Here is a 17130-nt window from a genome sequence, read left to right on the forward strand (position 1 = left end):
TTCTCGATTGAATGGCCGGGCGCTGTTTCCCCAAGACAGGGCCGCAGTTGAAAGCCGATCTTTTTCTAGGGCGATGGCGGTCCTGCCGATTCGCCTTGTTTTTCAGGAGGCTTTCTTGGGGATCAGATCCATGATCGTTGCGGCTTGCGCCGCAATCGGAATCGGGCAGGCGGCGGAGGCGGCAACATATGATGTGGTCTTTACGCTGACCAGTGTCGCGCATGATTATTGCCCTTTCATGCAAGGTTACTGCGAAACCTCTTTCCTTGACGAATGGTGGGGCACGGCCGTCAATACGCCGGTGCAGGGCATCCTGGAAATCGAAAGCAATGCTGTTGCCGCGCTTATCATAAATGGCCGCATCTTCTTTGGAGAAGATGGTATCTTTCAATGGCAGAGTGCTGCCAATTCCTGGGCCGAAGGCCAAGGCGGCATCTGGTATAGCTATTTGACATGGACAGGAACAGAGGGAACATGGTCGCACACGGCGGATCATTTGCCAGATTATTATCTTGCAGACGCTGAATTCCGCTTGGCCCCCGTCCCGCTTCCCGCGACCGCAGCCCTTCTGCCGCTTGGCCTCGGCGCCCTCGCCCTGATGCGAAGGCGCCGTCGCCGGGTCAGCTGACCACCAGCACCAGCTTGCCGCCCGTGACGCTGACGCCTGCGGGCAGGACCGCGCCCTGGTTGGCCACCGTGACGCCCGCGCCGGTCAGGTCGTGGGTGCCCGCCGCCAGCCCGGTCGGGACCACGATCCGCGCGGTCGGCGCCAGCGTCAGGGTCGCGGTCACGGTCGGTTCCGTGGTGCCGTTGACCCCCGAGCGGAACCGCTGCAAGGGCGCGATGCCTGACGCGCCGACAGCCGAAACCGTCAGGGTATTGGGGGTGTCGGTGCCGTCTTCCTCTCGCTTCGGCGCGACCTGGAAGGTGTCGCCCGGGACCGGCTGCCCCACCACGTCGCAAAGCCAGATCCTGTAGCGCGTGCCCCGCGCCGTGATCCGCTCGACCGCCGCGACCCGCGCGGTGAAGCCGCTGACAGAGCCGGTGACGGTCTTGCCGATATGGCGGTGGACATAGCGGATAGGGCCCATCGCGTTGGGATCGACGGTGATCTCGACGCCGCGCCGGAACTCCAAGGCGCCGGCGATGGTCAGGGCGGCGGTGCCGGTCCCGTCCCATCCGACGCGGGCACGCTGGCCGCTGACGACCAGGGCCTGGTCCGCGCCGACCGTGGCGTCCGGCCCCAGCAGAGCCTGCGCCTGGCCCCCCGCATAAAGGTCCAGCGCCGAGGCCGCGCCGGACAGCATCAACCGCCCGCTGACCGCCTCGAGGGACAGGGGTTGCGGGGCCGCGTCCAGCCAGACCTGACCGGCCAGCCGGACGATCATGTCGGCCGCGTCGGTCAGCGTGCCGATCTTCAGCCGCCCCGAGGTCACGTCCAGCAGTCCGCCACCACTTTTCAGGGCCGCGATGTCCGCGTTCACCGTGCCGAAGCGGACAAAGTTTCCCGCCAGATCGACGCTGTCCGCGACATGGGTTCCGGGCAGGTCAAAGGTGGACCAGTTGCGCCGGTTGTCCCAGCGGAAGCCGTCGATGCGCGGGTCGGGCTGGAAGACCAGGGCGGCAGGCGCGGTGCGCGCGGGGATGGGCGTGCCGAAGCGGTCCTTCACCCATCGCATGTCCTCGCGCACGATGTCCCCGATGCTGGGGGCGGCGGCGACATGGGTCACGTATTCCGCGATGGTGCCGCTGGCCTTGCCCAGCCGGTTTCCGGCACGGCGCTGGATGGTGGTCTGATCCAGTGTGGTTTCTGAAATCCCGTCTACGTTCTTGGCGGGGAATTTGCCCCACTTCCAGACCTGGGTGTCGTTATACAGCTTGGCGCTCGACTCCGTGGTGGCGGACGAATTGGCCCTGTAGCTGTCGTGGTTCGCATCGGGCCTTGCCGCGATTTCAGCCGCGTTGTCAGGATTGGCATGGTGCGCCAGGACGTTGCCCATCAAGGCCGAACCGGGGCCGTTGACGGTGAAGCCCCAGTCGACCGCGCCTTCCTCGTAGGCCACCCGCCGGTAGCCCGCCGAGTAACCGATATTGTCCAGCACGTTGTTGAACTGGGCCTTGCCGTCGAAGCTGTTGGCCGCGACCTGGAGGTTGTTGTCCAGGAACAGGTTGCCTTCCAGGTGCAGCCCCGACCGCATCTGGACGCCGCAGGACGACGCCCGTGACAGCAGGTTGTGGCGGACAGTGATGTCGAAAGTGTTGGTCTGGAAATACAGCGCGTGCGAGTATTTCGAGGGTGGATGCGGCAGGGTGGCTGACCCGTTGAAGTCATAGCCCTCCACCCATCCTGTGTGGTCGATCAGGCAGCTGTCCACCAGGATGCCTTCGGCATTGGCAGTATAGATGCCGGCAATGTGGTTGCCGTTCGCCAGCCATTTGCCATCGGATGTCACCCGACTGGGCTTGTCCTTCCAGGCCTTCAGGATGGTGGTTTCGCGCACCGTGGCAAAGGATGTGTTCTGCAGGTCCAATGCCCGGCCAATGTCCACATGGTCGAAGGCGAAGGCATAGCCATACCATGTCTGCACCGCATCCGCCGTGACCTGGGTCGGGTCGCGCATGGTCTGCACGTCCTGGATGACACAATAGGGCAGCATCAGGAAGTTGCTAACGAAACGGACCACGGGGTCGGCCCCCGTGCCCCATGCGCCGATCAGCACCGGATGCAGTTCGTCCTCGCCGCACAGCCCGCTGAAATCGAGGCCGCTGTAATCGTAACCGCGTTCCAGGAAATAATGGTCAGACCGGCCCGCCGCGTTGTCCGCAGCAACGGCGGAACGAACAGCGGCATAAAGGTCGGCATGGATGGCCGTCCCCTCGGTCCCGCCGTATTGCGGGCGTGCCAGCAGCCAGGCGCCGGTGACGCTGCCTGCCGGAACCTTGGCGGCCGCAGCGATCTGCGCCTGCGTAAGACAGCCGGCAGAGCGGCCGAAATACCATTTGCGGTGCCGCTGGCCCGGCTCGCAAACGAAGCGGCCGTTCGCGCCCACCGGCAGCCAGTAATGCTCGCCCGAGGGATGGCCGCGCTTCTGGTGCCTTTGGGTGCGGACCACCGCCTTGCGGTCCGGTTCCATCGACAGGGCAATGTCGCCCGCTTCCCTGACCTCCACCAGGTTCAGCGTCGTCCCGCCATCGGCCCGGGCCACCGCCCTGCCGGACGAGGGCGAGGACAGCGCCTGGTCATAGACGTTCACCCGCCCCGCATGGCCTTCCAGCAGCCTGTGGGCGCGCGACCAGAGGTCGACGGTTTCGGTCTGGCCACTCGCGGCCAGGGTGACCCTGGTATCGGCTGCAAAGCTGAAATCGATCTTCACGACGTGCCTCCGATGGCGATCTCGTTTGACAGCTGGCGGCGCGTGCCATGGCTGTCCGTTGCGGTTTCCAGAAAGCCGATTCTGCAGCCCGCGTCCGTGGCCGCAACCCCATAGGTTTCCTTGGTTGCCCCCGGGATGGGAAGGCCGTCGCGCTGCCACTGGCCCTGCACCGATACGGGACCGGCCTCGGCGTCGCTGACAGGAAGGCCGCGATAAAGGACGCCAAGCTGGCTGCCCACCTTCGCGGTCCCCATGACGCGGGCGGGGACCAGCCACAGCGGGCCGTCCTTCAGGGCGGCGGCGGGGATCGTGTAGCTGCCCGCATGGGCCGCAGGCTCGATGATCCGGACCTCGGCGGTGCCGGCGGGATCGACGACCAGGGCCAGCCGGGCGTCAGGGGCCACCGCCAGCCTGGCCGGTTCGGGCAAGGCCGGCAGGGTGAAGGGTGCCGACAGGCTGCCGGTCTCGGCGCCGTTCTGGCGGACCGTTTCGGCCAGAACGATGTCCTGCGCGGCATCGGTCGCGACGGGTGCGAAGGACAGACCCGTCGCATCGGGGACAACCGTTCCGCCCGCCAGCCATTGCCGGGTGATCGTGGCGGCCCCCCGCGCCGCGTCATGGGCCCAAAGGCCGGGCTCGCCCTCCAGCACCCCGGCCGCGTCCCGGATCGCCGGGGGCGCCAGGCAGACCGGCCCCCGCGCCAGATCGGCGAGATCCAGGGAATAGGTGCCGGCATGAGGGGACGGGGGCGCGACCTCGATCGTCAGGGCGTTGGCCTTGACCGCCACCGCCTCATCGTCCGAGGCCACCACCAGAAAAAGACCCTGGGCGGGCTGCGTTTGCAGCGGGCGCAGGGCGCGGGGGCCGTAGCCCAGGCCGACCTGCAGCATCATGCCAGCACGACGATGTCGGCGGCCGATGTGCCGGTGGCCAGGATACGGCGCGCCCGGATCGGGAAGGGGGCGCCGGGCACCACGAAGACGCGCCCGGCATCGCCCGCGACCGTGACCAGATGGACAAAGCCCTCGGTTCCGACGGCGATGGCGCGGGCCGGAAAGGCCAGGTCGGCCCCGTCATCCGGCGTGACGCTGGCCAGCCGGGCGGCCGGGCTTTGAAGGCCAGAGGCCTGGTTGTGGAAAGGATCGTTCATGGGCCCTCCCTTGAACACCGGCCGCCCCCGGCAAGGGGCGGAACGGCGCGGTTGAATTGCGGCGCCATGAACAATCTTAAGAATAGATTAACCAAATCCTAAGCGCCTGCACGTTGCAATCATCCGGTTCCGGACGGCGTTTGGTGACCGGGCGGAAAAATCCGCTACACTCTTCCATTCAAGGAAACGTGATCAGGAAAAACTCCTGAAGGAAACATCCAACAGGAAGGAAGCGGTGCGGCTTTACCATGCGACCTGCTCCCAGGGAAACTTCGGCGACGACATGAACACGTGGTTCTGGGACGCGCTGCTTCCGGGATGGCGCGAAGCCTGGCCGGACGTCACCCTGTTCGGCATCGGCACCATCCTGGGCAGGAAGATCCTCGACGCCCATGGACGCGTCCTCGTCTGCGGCAGCGGGGCGGGCTATGGCGCCATCGAGGGGATCGACCGCAGCAAGGTCGAGATATCCTGGCTGCGCGGGCCGCGCACCGCGGCCCTGATCGGCGCGGACCCCGGCTTGGCGATCACCGATCCGGCCTGCATGGCAACGACCATGCCGCAGTTCCGCGGCCTGGCGCGCGGCACGGGCGGGACGATCTTCATTCCCCACCGTTCGACCGCGCGGCTGGACTTGGACTGGGACCGGATCGGCCGCCATGCCGGGCTGCGCGTCGTGCTGCCCTCGGGCGAGGCCGGGGAGGTCATCGCGGATATCGCCCGCGCCGGGCTGGTGGTCACGGAATCCATGCATGGCGCGATCTTCGCCGATGCCTTCCGGGTGCCCTGGGTTCCGATCCGGATCTCGAACGAATTCAATGATTTCAAGTGGCATGACTGGGCCGGAAGCGTCGAGGTGCAGATGCAGATCCAGCAAGCCCTGGTTCTGCCCCGGAAGCTGTGGTTCCTGCTTCGCGATGCCAGGGCCAGGCTGCGTTCGGCCAGGCCGGCAAGACCCGCCCCGGACAGCGCCAACGACCGTCCCGATCCGGTCCCGGCGCCCCCGGATCTGGGCGAGGCGGGGCGGCGGCGCGTGAAGGGCCTGGCCAGGGCCCTTGCCCCGGTCCTGGAACGGGCCATCGCCCGCGACCTGAAGCGGGCCAGCCGCGCCGCCCTCCATCTGAGCCGCGACGGCGTGGTGGCCGACCGGATCGACCGGATCCGCGACAGGCTTGCCGTTCTCCAGCGCCGGATCGACGCGGATCAGGGGCGGGGGTGACGCCTCAGGCCGGGGACACCGGGGGCTGCCAGGCCCCGGCGCGCTCGGCCTCGATCTCGGCCACGGCGCGGGCCTTGCCGACGGTCAGGGCGCGGCGCTGATAGGCCCGGATGAAGGCGCGCAGATCCGCATCCCCGTGCTGCTTCTCGCGGCGCAGCCAGGCTGCCAGGAACCCCTGGATCGTCGCCAGCCCGCCCAGGACATAGGGGGGATGGGCCATGCGATAGAGACCCGTGGCGATGAAATACACGGGATCCGAGCCCATGTAATACTGCCCGAAGCCGTGCCGCCTGCGGCCGGTGAAGACGCTTTTCTGGCTGGTCCCCATGGGCCGCAGATGTTCAAAGCGCAACGCCTCGTCGTTCCAGCTGACCGCGATCCAGCCCAGCTGGCGGGCCTTGTGGCAGTCGATGGCGTCCCACATCACCTCGCGCACGAAGCCGCCGATCTGGGCGAAGCATTCCCGGCGATAGAACTTGGTCATGCCGACCGACATCTCGTCGCCGCATTTTTCCGAAATCCAGCGGCCCGTGGCGCTGCGGAACCAGGGCTTTCCCGAACAGGTGCCGATGCGGGGGTTTTCCTCCATCCGCGCCATCAGGATCTCGAAATAGCGGGGCGGCAGATCCAGGTCGAGATCGAGCTTGCACAGATAGGGATAGGCCCCGGCATCCACCTGATCCAGGCCGTGATAAAAGGCCTCGATCACGCCGGGGCCCACGGCGCGGTGGCCGCGGTCGGGCTTGGTCACCACCTGGATGAAAGGATGGCGCGCCGCGTATTCCGCCAGGATCGCCGGCGTCTCGTCGGTCGAGCCGTCGTCGACGATGATCCACCGGGCCGGCGGCACGCTTTGGGCGATGACGCTGTCCAGCGTCCGGCGCATGTAGGCGGCCTCGTTGCGGCAGGGCGACACCAGAAGATAGGCGCGGGACGCATCGGCCCCCTGGGCGATCGGCGAAGACACGGCAAACCTTTCCGACGGGAATGACGGCTTGATGTCTGCCCGCTTCACGCGCGAATCACAAGCAGGGGAACGGGCGATGATTTTTCGCCAGCCCTTTGCCGCAAAAGGAAACAGCCCCCGAAAAGACGGGAATTCAATTGGCAATTGCAGCGGTTTATGCCGTTCAATCTGCGACAATGAATGTGCAGGGTAATCCTTGCGGCAAATCCGGCAATTCCTTTGCCCGCGGCGTTAATTCCGCTTTAACGCTTGTTTGCCGGCAAGCGGAAATGGTAAAAATTGCACGGTGTGTCGGCCATCACGAGTGAAAAGGTTTGCCATGAATATCCTCAAGACCCTTCTGGCCGGTCTGGTTCTTGCCGCATCCAGCCTGGGCGCCCATGCCGCGACCTATTACGCCGACAGCGTCATCGACGTGAACCCGGGCGCCTGCACCGGCACCGCCCTGGGCTGCGCGGCCAATGACCGCCAGAACGTCGGCAATGCCGTCGATACGGACAACAGCACCTTCTATTCGCTGGGCTTCGGCGGCGACATCACCCTGGGCTTCCCCATCGCCCTGTTCACCGGCCCGCAGACCCTTTCCGTCTTCGAGGTCACGTTCAACCGCGGCGGCGGCGATGGCGAGGCGGCCGAGGTGTATGGCGTCCTGGGCGGGATCGAGACGCTGTTGGGAACGATCACCAACGTCGTGGGCGAGAACGCGGTCCTGGCCTCGGGGGCCTTCGAATACATCAAGCTGGTCGATGTGACGCTGGACCTGTTCCCGGCCACCAGCAGCTATGACGGCTTTGACGTGGGCGCCATCACGATCTCGGCCGTGCCGCTGCCTGCTGCGGGCGTTCTGCTGCTGGCGGGCCTTGGCGGGCTGGCCGCAATGCGCCGCCGCAGGAACGCCGCCTGATCGCCGGGCGGCTGCCATGCTTGCAAAAAACCCGCCTGCGCAAGGCGGGCTTTCGGCCGCGCCTTGCGCAAGCGGAAATTTGAACGGATTGTCCGCATGGACAACATGAATCCTTCACCCGGAACGGGTAAGGTCGCCCCATAGGCACAATCGCCAGCCTTCTGTCAGCGGTTCTCAAAGGTTCCCGGTTCATGGCTTCAAGCGAAGATATCACCACCTCCCTTCGGGACCGGACGTCCTTCAACGCGGCCGGGATCGTGCTGCTTGCCCTGGCCACGATGACCGCCGGCTGGTTCTTCCTCGACGGGCTGGATGCGCTGCTGCTGGCCTGGCAGACCCCGGAATACAGCCATGGCCCGCTGATCCCGGTCCTGTCGGCGCTGATGTTCCTGCGCGAGCTGAAGCAATACCCGACCCCCGACGGCCCGGTCACGGACCGCTGGCCCGGCGTCGCGGTGATCGCCCTGGCCTTCACCCTGGGCGCCCTGGGCAAGCTGGCGCAGGTCGATGACATCGTGGCCTATTCCACGATCGTCTGGGTGGGAGGGATCATCCTGGTGACGATGGGATGGTCGCGGGGCTGGCATTTCTGGCCCTCGGTCCTGCACCTGGTCTATATGCTGCCGCTGCCCGCGACGCTTTATTACAAGGTGTCGATCTGGCTGCAGATGGTGTCGTCGGAAATCGGCGTGGGCATCCTGAAGCTTTTGTCGGTGCCGGTCTTCCTGGAAGGCAACATCATCGACCTGGGCGTGATGCGCCTGCACGTGGCCGAGGCCTGTTCGGGCCTGCGCTACCTGTTCCCGATCATGTCGTTTTCCTATATCTTCGCGGTGCTGTATCGCGGCCCGAAATGGCACAAGGCGGTGCTGCTGCTGGCGGCGGTGCCGATCACGGTCCTGATGAACTCGGTCCGCATCGCCACCGCCGGGATCATCGCCAATGTCTATGGCATCGAATGGCTGGAAGGCTTTACCCATTTCTTTGAAGGCTGGGTGATCTTCCTGATCTGCATCGTGCTGATGTTCGCCCTGGCGCGGCTGATGCTGCTGTTCCATCCGGGCCGCCCGACCCTGGGCGATGCGCTGGATCTGGAAACGTCGGGGCTTTTGGCCCAAGCCGGGCGGATCCGGCTGGTCCGCCCCTCGGCCGCGATGGCGGCGGCGGTGGTCCTGGGGCTGGCGGCGCTTGGCGCTTGGCAGATGGTCCCCCAGGATCGCGGCCAGCCTGTCGCGCGCAGCGCCTTTGCCCTGTTCCCCACGCGCTTGGGCGACTGGCAGCAGCGCGGCCCCGAGGAACGGCTGTCGCCCGAGATCGCCAAGGCCCTGGGCGCGGACGATTACCGCCAGGTGACCATGGTGCGCGATGCCGCCACGCCCTGGGTGGGGCTGTTCATGGCCTTCTACCAGGACCAGTCGAAGGGCGGCGTCCATTCGCCGGAAATCTGCCTGCCCTCCTCGGGTTGGGAAATCGCCAAGCTGGAGCGGGTGGACATCGCCCCCCGCCTGGGCGCCGAGGGGCAGTTCCTGCTGAACCGCGCCATCATCCAGAAGGGCGAAGCGCGGATGATGGTCTATTACTGGTTCCAGCAGGGCGACCGCCGCGTGGCCTGGGATCTGGCGGCCAAGTTCTATCTGCTGGCCGACGGCATCCGTTCGGGCCAGACCGATGGCGGCATGGTGCGCCTGACCACCCCCATGGGCCCCGAGGAATCCGAGGAATCCGCCGAAGCCCGGCTGCTGGAGATGACGCGCGCCGTGATCGCCCCCTTGCCGAAGTTCATCCCGGAAGGCTGAGCCGGTCCTTTCATCCCGGCCTGAATATCCCACAGAGTGTCCGGGGGACGTGAAGTCCCCCGGCGGTCGCGGGACGCAAGCCGTCAGCCTAGGACAGCAGGACCGGGGCGGGCCCCGGCTTGCCCTGCAGGATCCAGTCATAAGCCTTGGCGATCTGGCGGGCCTTGGCGGACCAGGTGAAATCCTGGAACGCCCGCGCCCGCGCGGCCCGGGCCAGGGGGGCCAAGACCGAAGGATCGGCCAGCACCCCTTCCAGGGCGGCCCGCAGATCGCTGACGATCTGGTCGCGCCGGCCCAGCGGGATCTTGAAGCCCGTGTCCCCTGTCACCAACTCGCCCGGCCCGGCGTAATCGACCACCATCGGCACCACGCCAAGCGCCATCGCCTCCAGCACGACGCCGCCGCCGAACTCGCGGATCGAGGGAAAGGTCAAAAGGTTGGCGCGCGCGGCGACATCCTGCACGGCCTCGTGCGGCAGGGTGCCGTGGAAGGTCACGGCCTCTCCGATGCCCAGGTGCCGGACCTGGTCCTGAAGCCCCGCCATCAGGGGGCCGTCGCCCACCATGTCCAGCACCAGCCGCCCGGCCCGGGCCAGGGGGGCGACCGCCTCGATCACCATGTCCGGTCCCTTGTAGGGCACCATCCGGCCGATGAAGCAGGCGCGCAGCGGGCCCGCCGGATCCTGCGGGGCGACCCGGTTGAAGCGCGCGGGGTCGATGGCGTTCTCGGGCAGCCAGAGGGTCTTCGGGCGGTAAGGGCCGGGGATTTCGCCTTCCGTGTGGCGCGACCCGGCCAGGATGACCGCCGCCGCCACCAGGCTGCGCCGGTGCAGGGGGTTCAGCTTGTAGGCGCCGCGCACATAGGACAGCCATTCGCGTTCGCGCCGCCGTTCGGCATCGAAGCCCCGGGGCCAGGGCACGCCGCCGTTCAGCGGCCCCAGCACGAAGGGCACCCCGGCCCGCGCGACCTTGGCCGCCATGGGCGAGGCGATGGTCGGCGACAAGGGCGTCACCCGATGGACCAGGTCGTATTCGCCCGCCCGGATGGCCTTGCCGAAGCGCCGCCACACCAGGCGTTCGAAATAGGGATAGGACAGCGCGTTGATGGCCGTGGTCATCGTCCAGCCCTTGCCCTTGCCCATCCGCAGGACGCCCGCCAGCCGGTGCAGGGGGCGGGCGATGGCCTCGCTGTCGATGGCGGTGAAGTCGGGGCCCTCGACCAGACCGGCGCGCAAGATCGCCTCGCGGTTGCGGATCTGCGTCACAAGATGGACATCGGCCACCTCGCGCAGGGCATGGGCCAGCGACCAGCCGACCAGCGGGACCGAGACCCATTCGGGATTGGCGGCCTCGGCAATGACAAGGACGCGGGGGCGGGTGGTCATGGCCTGTCTCCTGCCAGGGCCACGGCCAGCGCATCCGCGCTGCGGCGGGAACTGAAATCGGCCAGGATCCGCTGCCGCGCCGCCCGGCCCAGCGATCGGCGCAGATCCCGGTCCTCCATCATCCGAGCCATAGCTGCGGCCAGGGCCTCTGCATCGTCGGGCGGAACCAGAAGGCCGTCCCGCCCTTCGGTGATCAGTTCGCGCACCCCGCCCGCATCGGTGCCGATGACGGGCAGTTGGCAGGCCATCGCCTCCATATAGGCGACGCCCAGGGGCTCGTGGCGGCTGGCCAGCACGAAGCTGTCGGCGGATTGCAATTCGGCCCGCACCGCGTCCTGCGTGACCGATCCCAGAAGCGTGACGGCATCGGGCAGACCGGCTGCGGCGATCATCGCTTCCAGGTCGCGGCGATAGCCGGTGCCGCCCTGCTCGTCCTCGCCCGCGATGCGGATGCGGAACGGCAGGTCGGGACGGGCCGCGCGCAGCAGGCGGGCGGCCTCGATCAGGGTGTCATGGCCCTTGACCCGGTTCAGCCGCGCGCAGCAGAACCAGGTGAAGATGTGGGGCGCATCAGGGCGCGGCGCGGCGGGCGGGGTGAAGAGGTCGGTATTGACCCCCATCGGCACGACCCGCACCTTGTCCATCACCTGGGGCATGGCCGTTGCCACCTCGGCGCGCAGGGTTTCCGTGATCACGAAAACAAAGGCCGCCCCCTTCCACTTGAAGGGCTGGTCCGGCCCGTAATCCCGAAGCGGCCCGTGCAGGACCAGGCTATAGGGAATGCCGCTGATCCGGTGGCAGAGCGCGGCGATCAGCGCGAAGTTCGCGCAGGAATGGACATGCAGATGCGCCAGCCCCCGCGCCTTGCAGATCCGCGCCAGCCGCAGCGCCATCAGCACGAAGGCCCAGGCCTTGGGCCGGCGCAGGATCCGGCGGATGTCGGGATCAGCGGCCAGGCGCGGCAGGGCCAGGGCCAGATCGGGCAGCAGCCGCGCCACTTCGCCCCGGGGCAAGGGATAAAGCTGGATCGCCGCAGCCTGTTCCACCCAGTCGTGCCAGACGGGCTTCGGGGCCAGCCGGGTCGAGACGATCTGCGACCCGATGCCGTGGTGCAGGGCCAAGGCCTCGATTTCCCGCCAGAAGAAGGAATGGGTCTGGCCCGGGAATTCCGGGATCAGAACGGCGATCCTTGCGGGCAGGCTCATGCGGGATCTTCCTTTCGGAACAGCGCGGCCAGCTTTTCGGCCTCATGCGCGATGTCGAACTCGGCCTCGACCTTGCGGCGGCCTGCCTCGCCCATCCTTGCAGCAAGACCGGGATCGGTCAGGATGTCGCAGACCGCCCGGGCCAGGGCCGCGCCGTCGCCCGGCGGAACGATCCGGCCCGAAACGCCGTCCTCGACCAGTTCGGGGATGCCGGCGATGCGGGTGGCCACCACGGGGCGGCGGGCGGCCATGGCCTCCATCAGCACCACGGGCACGCCCTCGGCGAAGGAGGGCAGCACGAAGACCGCCGCGCGGGCCAGCGCCCCGGCGACCTCGTCCTGGCTTTGGTAGCCCGCAAAGGTGACGGCGCCCGACAGACCCAGGCGGCGGACCCGGACTTCCAGCGCGGCCCGGTCCGGCCCGTCGCCGATCAGCGTCAGATGCGCGTCGGGAAAGGCCGACAGGATCGCCGGCATCGCCTCGATCAGCACCGGCACGCCCTTGGCTGCGGCCAGGCGCCCGACGAACAGCAGCCCCCGGCCCTGGGCGGGGGGCGCGTCATAGCGGGCGGGCTCGACCCCGCAATGGACGATGTGCAGCCTGTCCCAATCCTCGACCGGGCTGGCCAGCATGGCCTGCGACCGGGAATAGTGCGAAATGCAGGCGACAAAGGCCGCATCGCGGATCTTGGCGTCCAGCCGCCACAATTTCGGATCGGTGAAGTCGGCCGGGCCGTGCAGGGTGAAGCTGAAGGGAATGCCTGCCAGCCGCGCCGCCAGCAGCGCGACATTGCCGCTGGCCTGGGCGAAATGGTTGTGCAGATGGGTGGCGCCCCGGGCTTTCAGGTGGCGGGCCAGCACCGTCGCTTCCAGGAAGTAGAACAGCTGATAGACCGTCGCCCGCAGCCCCGGCCCGCGCATCGACCAGGCCTTGCGCAGGGTGCGCAGGTAAAGCCCGGGGGTCTTCAGCGCCGCGACCTGCGCCCCGATCAGGTGAAACGGGTTCTTCGCGGCATCGAGCAGGGCAAAGGTCATGGCCGCCTCGGCGCGCTCGGCCGGGCCGCGATGGTGCTGGGGCCCGGTGCGGCGCACCGAACAGGTCAGGATATCAAGCCCCCGGGCCCTCAGCGCCGCCACCTCGCGCAGGATGAAGGTATGCGAGACGGCAGGATATTCGCCGGCCAGATAGGCGATGCGGGGGTTCGGCATGGAAATCGGGACGCACTCTTGAAACCGCTGTGGACGCATCTAAGCGCAAAAACCGTTCCAAGGCCATGACCACGAAAGGCCAGGGGCGGTTTTGGCCTGCCCTTGGCGAATGACGGCTGGCGAGGGCGGCGAGGCCGCGCCATAGTCCGGCATGTCATGATTGATGCAAGAGCCCGCCCATGCTGACCTGGTCCCTTGTGGTTCCCACCTTCAACCGCCGCGATGTCCTGCTGCGTGTGCTGCCCCTGGCCTTCGGGCAGACCGTTCCCCCCGTCCAGGTGGTGATCGTGGATGCGTCCCCGGACTGGCAGGTCACGCGGCAGGCCGTCCAGGCGCTGGCGGCGGATCATCCCGCCATCCAGCTGGATTACCTGCAGGCGGTCACGCCGTCTTCCGCCACGCAGCGCAACCAGGGGGTCGAACAGGCCATCGGCGACATCGTGGTGATGATCGACGACGACAGTTTCCTGTATCCCGACTACGTCGAGCGGATTCTGGCGGTCTATGCCGCCGACACGCAAGGCGTCCTGGCGGGCGTCAACGGCGTGAACGTGCCCGCCATGCCCGATGCCGATGCGGGGGCCTCGGCGGGGCTCGCGCGCAAGGACGACAGGCGGGGCGGGACCGGGGGCCTGCGCGAGCGCGTCATGCGATACCGGCTGGGGCGCTGGATCAGCAGCCGGATCCTGTTCCAGGACATGCACGCGCTGTTCCTGAAATACGAGGGAGAGCGCAATCCTGCCGTTCCGCCGGAGTTTGCCCATCTGGACGTGACGCCCATGACCTTCATGTCGGGCCACGGGCTCAGCGTGCATCGGCGCATCGCCCTGGCCGAGCCCCTGGACAGGTCGCTGCGCTATTACGCGGCGCTGGAGGATCTGGACGCATCGTACCGCTATGGGCGGCACGGCCTTCTTCTGCGCGCCAATGGCGCGAATCTGCATCATTTCGAGGTCGCGGGGGGCCGCGTGAAGCGCAGGACCGCCACGACCTTCCAGCTGCTGAACATGCTGGTCTTCATCAAGCGCAATGCTGACCGGCCCGGATCCTGGCTGTCCCGCTATCGCTGGATGCTGTGGCGCCGCCTGCTGGGCGAGACCATCAAGGACGCCCTGTCGCGCCGGTGGGATTTCCCGCAAGCCCGGGGCGTCGTCACCGCCATGCGCAGCTGGCGCGCCGTCTGGCGGACCCCGGCCGCCGATCTGAACCAATGGTATCCCGCCTATCAGCGCGCCCTGCTGGACCGGGGCTGAGCGGCCGTATCCGTCACGTCCGCGGCCCGAACAGCAGCGGCCGCATCACCAGCCGGGTGAAATCGCCGAAGAACCCCTTCGGGTGACGCTTCCTTTGCCCCCTGAGCAGGGCCAGCGGCGTGTTGAGGCCCGCCCCCGCCATCCAGGCCAGGCCCGCGACAATGGCACCCCGGCGGCCATGGGTCTTGAGATAGTAATGCCGCCAGGACTCGTACCAGTAGGCGGGCATGGCCTTGCGCAGGGACGTGCCGCTTTTCACCTCGGTCGCGGCGCCCTCGACATGCTGGATGCAGGCAGAGGGGACATAAAGGATCTGATGGCCCGATTTTCGCATGCGAAACATCAGTTCGACCTCCTCGTGGTAAAGGAAGAAGTCGGGATCGAAGCCCTGCAATTCCCGCAGCACCGAAAGGCGCATCATCACCGCAGCCCCCGACACCCAATCCACCGGACCGTCGGGCTGGTCCGCAGGCAGGGCCACCAGCTGGCCGGAAAAGACCCGGCTGACCGGCCCGAAGTTGAGGGCCTGGACGAATTCGCTGCGGGCCGAGGGAAAGCGGAAGGCGGCGGTGACGGGAGTGCCCGAGGGAAGCGCGATCCCCGCCCCGGCCGCAGCCGCCTGCGGGGCCGCGTCCAGCCGGTCGGCCAGGATGGCGATCGCCTCGTTGCGAAGCTGGGCGTCGGGGTTCAGCAGGAAGGCATAGTCGGGCGGGTCCGGCCGTTCGGTCAGGGCCTGCAGGACGATGTTGTTGCCGCGCCCGAAGCCGTGGTTTTCCCGTTCAAGCCACAGGGTAACGCGGTCGCCCCAGGCCTGGGCCGCATGGGCGTCGGCCAGAACGGCACCGTCCCCCCCGGGCGAGGCATTGTCCAGAAGATGCACCTCGACCGGGTGGCCGCCATGGGTGCGTGACAGGACACTCTCGACCGCGGCGATGGCCAGGTCGGCAGTCCCGTAATTGACGATAATGACGGCGATGGAGGAAGACATGGCGGCAGGCTATCGCACAAAGGGAAACAGGCGGCAAAGGGTCAATATCGAAGAACCCGCAGGGCGCCCAGGGAAATCAGCCCCGGACCGGCCCATTCCAGGGCGGTGTTGGTCCGCAATCCCAGAACCGGCAGTCCCAGCAGCCGGTCGGCATGGTGAAAGCCCACGGCCCGCATCAGCACGAAGGCGCAGACGAAGACCAGCCCCAGGACAGGCAGGGCGCTGCGCGACCAGCTGCCGCGCAGCAGCCGCAGCAGGATCGCCAGGAAGGCCACGGCCAGCCCCGCCAGCCCCAGAAGGAAGCCCATCTGCACCAGACGCCGCTGGCCATACCAGCTCTGGGCGTTGGCCATGCAGCGTCCCGCCGCCGTCAGCGCCGATTGCAGGTCAAGCTGCTTGTTGAGGGCAAGGCCGGACAGAAGCAGCAGGGTCAGGACCCAGAAGGCCCGTTCCCGGCCGCGCGTGGCGGCGGGAAAGGGGGCGTGGCTGGCCTGAAAGGCCAGGATGGCCGTTGCCAGATAGACCAGCACGGTCGCCCATCCCTGCCAGGTCGGATCGCCGATCCCCGGCTGCCAGCGTTCCAGCACGCAAAGGATCATGCAGGCGCCCTTGTCCTGATCCAGCCCAGAAAGGCCCGGTCGGCGCTGCGCAGGCGCGGCCGGCCGGTCGAGGCCCACCAGCTGCGCCATTCCGCCTGCAGCGCATGGACATCGGCCCCGGGAAGAAGGGCGCGGGCTTGGTCCAGCGTTTCGGGGCGCAGGTGCGGACCCTCGCACGGTTCCAGCACTGCGGCGCGCGGGGTCACGCGCAGGATGTCGCCCCCTTCCTCGGACAGAAGGTAATCGGGCAGGCGGTTTTCCCGGATCATCTCGCGCAGCATGGCGCGGAAGACGCGCAGGGGACTGGCCGAGCCGGTCTTCTTGGCCAGCACGGTGATCGAGACGCTCCATTCCGACTGCCGCCCGCAATGCTTGCGGGCCAGCTCGTAGATCCGCCGCTCGAGCGGTTTTCGCATGCGAAAATAGTCCCGGCTCAGCGTCAGGACGGATCGCGACAGGACGGCATTGAACAGCCATTCCGACAGGGTGATGGCCACGGCGACCATCCGCCCGCCGCGGGTCTTGCGCACGATCTCCCAAGCCTCGATCAGGCCGAAGCCATGGGTGACCTCGTGGGCACCGGTGACGATGTTGGTGGTGATGCGGGTGCCCGCCAGGCGCTCGAATGCCTCGCGCAGGCGCTTGTAGCCGTCGCCCGAAGTTTCGCGGTTGGTGGCCTGCAACAGGTCGCGGGCGGTCAGGGTCAGCTTGCGCGACACGGCCCGGCCGGTGTTCAGGGCGGCCATCAGCTGGCTGATGCAGAAGATCAGGATATCGGCGTCGAAGATCGTGGCCCGGCCCTTGACGCTGGGCGTCACGGTCAGGGTGGCGCCGTTGTGGTCATAGCTCACCACCCGCCGGTCGGGGCGCGTGGACAGCGAGAAGATCGGATGCTCCATCGAGGCGAGGTCGTGCTTGGGCACCGCCGCGAAGAAATCGCAGACGAAGAAGTCCTGCATGAGACGCGTCTCGATCACCGCCCCCGCGGGGGATGCTGGAACCATCCCTGCCCCTTCCTGTCCCATCCCCGGCCGGTTCTCCGCCCTGCCGGGCCGATGCTTTGGCTTGCGCAAGCCCTGCGAG

15 protein-coding genes are annotated in these 17130 nt (G+C 67.6%); 5 read left to right on the plus strand and 10 right to left on the minus strand.

Annotated features, from left to right (window positions below; genetic code table 11):
• Window positions 1-73: 73 nt before the first annotated feature.
• On the plus strand, window positions 74-628 hold the full coding sequence (locus JX613_RS11480) for a hypothetical protein (protein ID WP_207101605.1): 555 nt from the start codon (window positions 74-76) through the stop codon (window positions 626-628).
• Here JX613_RS11480 and JX613_RS11485 read toward each other — a convergent pair.
• From JX613_RS11485 to JX613_RS11495, 3 genes are read right to left on the minus strand one after another with little or no spacing between them, the layout of a single operon-like run.
• On the minus strand, window positions 621-3374 hold the full coding sequence (locus tag JX613_RS11485) for a hypothetical protein (RefSeq protein ID WP_207101606.1): 2754 nt from the start codon (window positions 3372-3374) through the stop codon (window positions 621-623). The two genes, JX613_RS11480 and JX613_RS11485, sit on opposite strands and share 8 nt — an antisense overlap.
• Window positions 3371-4267, minus strand: a complete 897-nt coding sequence (locus tag JX613_RS11490; RefSeq protein WP_207101607.1) for a hypothetical protein — start codon at window positions 4265-4267, stop codon at window positions 3371-3373. The genes JX613_RS11485 and JX613_RS11490 overlap by 4 nt, the downstream gene beginning before the upstream one ends.
• The gene (locus JX613_RS11495; RefSeq protein ID WP_207101608.1) at window positions 4264-4524 is read right to left on the minus strand and encodes a spike base protein, RCAP_Rcc01079 family; all 261 of its coding nucleotides are present in this window, start codon (window positions 4522-4524) and stop codon (window positions 4264-4266) included. Before JX613_RS11495 ends, JX613_RS11490 begins: the two co-directional genes overlap by 4 nt.
• A gap of 283 nt (window positions 4525-4807) precedes the next feature.
• Here JX613_RS11495 and JX613_RS11500 point away from each other — a divergent pair, with 283 nt between their 5' ends.
• Complete coding sequence (locus tag JX613_RS11500; protein WP_207101609.1) at window positions 4808-5743, plus strand: polysaccharide pyruvyl transferase family protein; 936 nt, start codon at window positions 4808-4810, stop codon at window positions 5741-5743.
• A gap of 4 nt (window positions 5744-5747) precedes the next feature.
• Here the strand turns inward: JX613_RS11500 and JX613_RS11505 are convergent, their stop codons facing one another.
• Window positions 5748-6710, minus strand: a complete 963-nt coding sequence (locus tag JX613_RS11505) for a glycosyltransferase family 2 protein (protein WP_336512299.1) — start codon at window positions 6708-6710, stop codon at window positions 5748-5750.
• Window positions 6711-7029: 319 nt separating this feature from the next.
• Here JX613_RS11505 and JX613_RS19915 point away from each other — a divergent pair, with 319 nt between their 5' ends.
• On the plus strand, window positions 7030-7614 hold the full coding sequence (locus JX613_RS19915) for a VPLPA-CTERM sorting domain-containing protein (protein WP_237168518.1): 585 nt from the start codon (window positions 7030-7032) through the stop codon (window positions 7612-7614).
• Window positions 7615-7805: 191 nt separating this feature from the next.
• Window positions 7806-9410, plus strand: a complete 1605-nt coding sequence (gene xrtD / locus JX613_RS11515; protein ID WP_207101610.1) for a VPLPA-CTERM-specific exosortase XrtD — start codon at window positions 7806-7808, stop codon at window positions 9408-9410.
• A gap of 88 nt (window positions 9411-9498) precedes the next feature.
• Here xrtD and JX613_RS11520 read toward each other — a convergent pair whose 3' ends face one another.
• The 3 genes from JX613_RS11520 to JX613_RS11530 are packed head-to-tail and all read right to left on the minus strand — an operon-like array spanning window position 9499 to window position 13207.
• Window positions 9499-10794, minus strand: coding sequence for a glycosyltransferase family 4 protein (locus JX613_RS11520; RefSeq protein WP_207101611.1), 1296 nt, complete (start codon window positions 10792-10794; stop codon window positions 9499-9501).
• A complete protein-coding gene (gene epsE, locus JX613_RS11525) occupies window positions 10791-11999 on the minus strand; it encodes an exopolysaccharide biosynthesis GT4 family glycosyltransferase EpsE (RefSeq protein ID WP_207101612.1) in 1209 nt (402 codons plus the stop codon). Before epsE ends, JX613_RS11520 begins: the two co-directional genes overlap by 4 nt.
• Complete coding sequence (locus JX613_RS11530; protein WP_207101613.1) at window positions 11996-13207, minus strand: glycosyltransferase family 4 protein; 1212 nt, start codon at window positions 13205-13207, stop codon at window positions 11996-11998. The genes epsE and JX613_RS11530 overlap by 4 nt, the downstream gene beginning before the upstream one ends.
• A 179-nt stretch (window positions 13208-13386) precedes the next feature.
• Between JX613_RS11530 and JX613_RS11535 the strand changes: the two genes are divergently transcribed.
• Window positions 13387-14460, plus strand: coding sequence for a glycosyltransferase family A protein (locus JX613_RS11535; RefSeq protein ID WP_207101614.1), 1074 nt, complete (start codon window positions 13387-13389; stop codon window positions 14458-14460).
• Window positions 14461-14473: 13 nt separating this feature from the next.
• Here the strand turns inward: JX613_RS11535 and JX613_RS11540 are convergent, their stop codons facing one another.
• The 3 genes from JX613_RS11540 to JX613_RS11550 are packed head-to-tail and all read right to left on the minus strand — an operon-like array spanning window position 14474 to window position 17051.
• On the minus strand, window positions 14474-15448 hold the full coding sequence (locus JX613_RS11540; protein WP_207101615.1) for a glycosyltransferase: 975 nt from the start codon (window positions 15446-15448) through the stop codon (window positions 14474-14476).
• 41 nt (window positions 15449-15489) lie between these two features.
• The gene (locus JX613_RS11545; protein ID WP_207101616.1) at window positions 15490-16047 is read right to left on the minus strand and encodes a hypothetical protein; all 558 of its coding nucleotides are present in this window, start codon (window positions 16045-16047) and stop codon (window positions 15490-15492) included.
• Window positions 16044-17051, minus strand: a complete 1008-nt coding sequence (locus JX613_RS11550) for a replication initiator protein A (RefSeq protein WP_237168519.1) — start codon at window positions 17049-17051, stop codon at window positions 16044-16046. The genes JX613_RS11545 and JX613_RS11550 overlap by 4 nt, the downstream gene beginning before the upstream one ends.
• Between the last annotated feature and the right edge of the window lie 79 nt (window positions 17052-17130).

Origin of the sequence: Paracoccus shandongensis (assembly GCF_017315735.1) — a bacterium.
GTDB lineage: Bacteria > Pseudomonadota > Alphaproteobacteria > Rhodobacterales > Rhodobacteraceae > Paracoccus > Paracoccus shandongensis.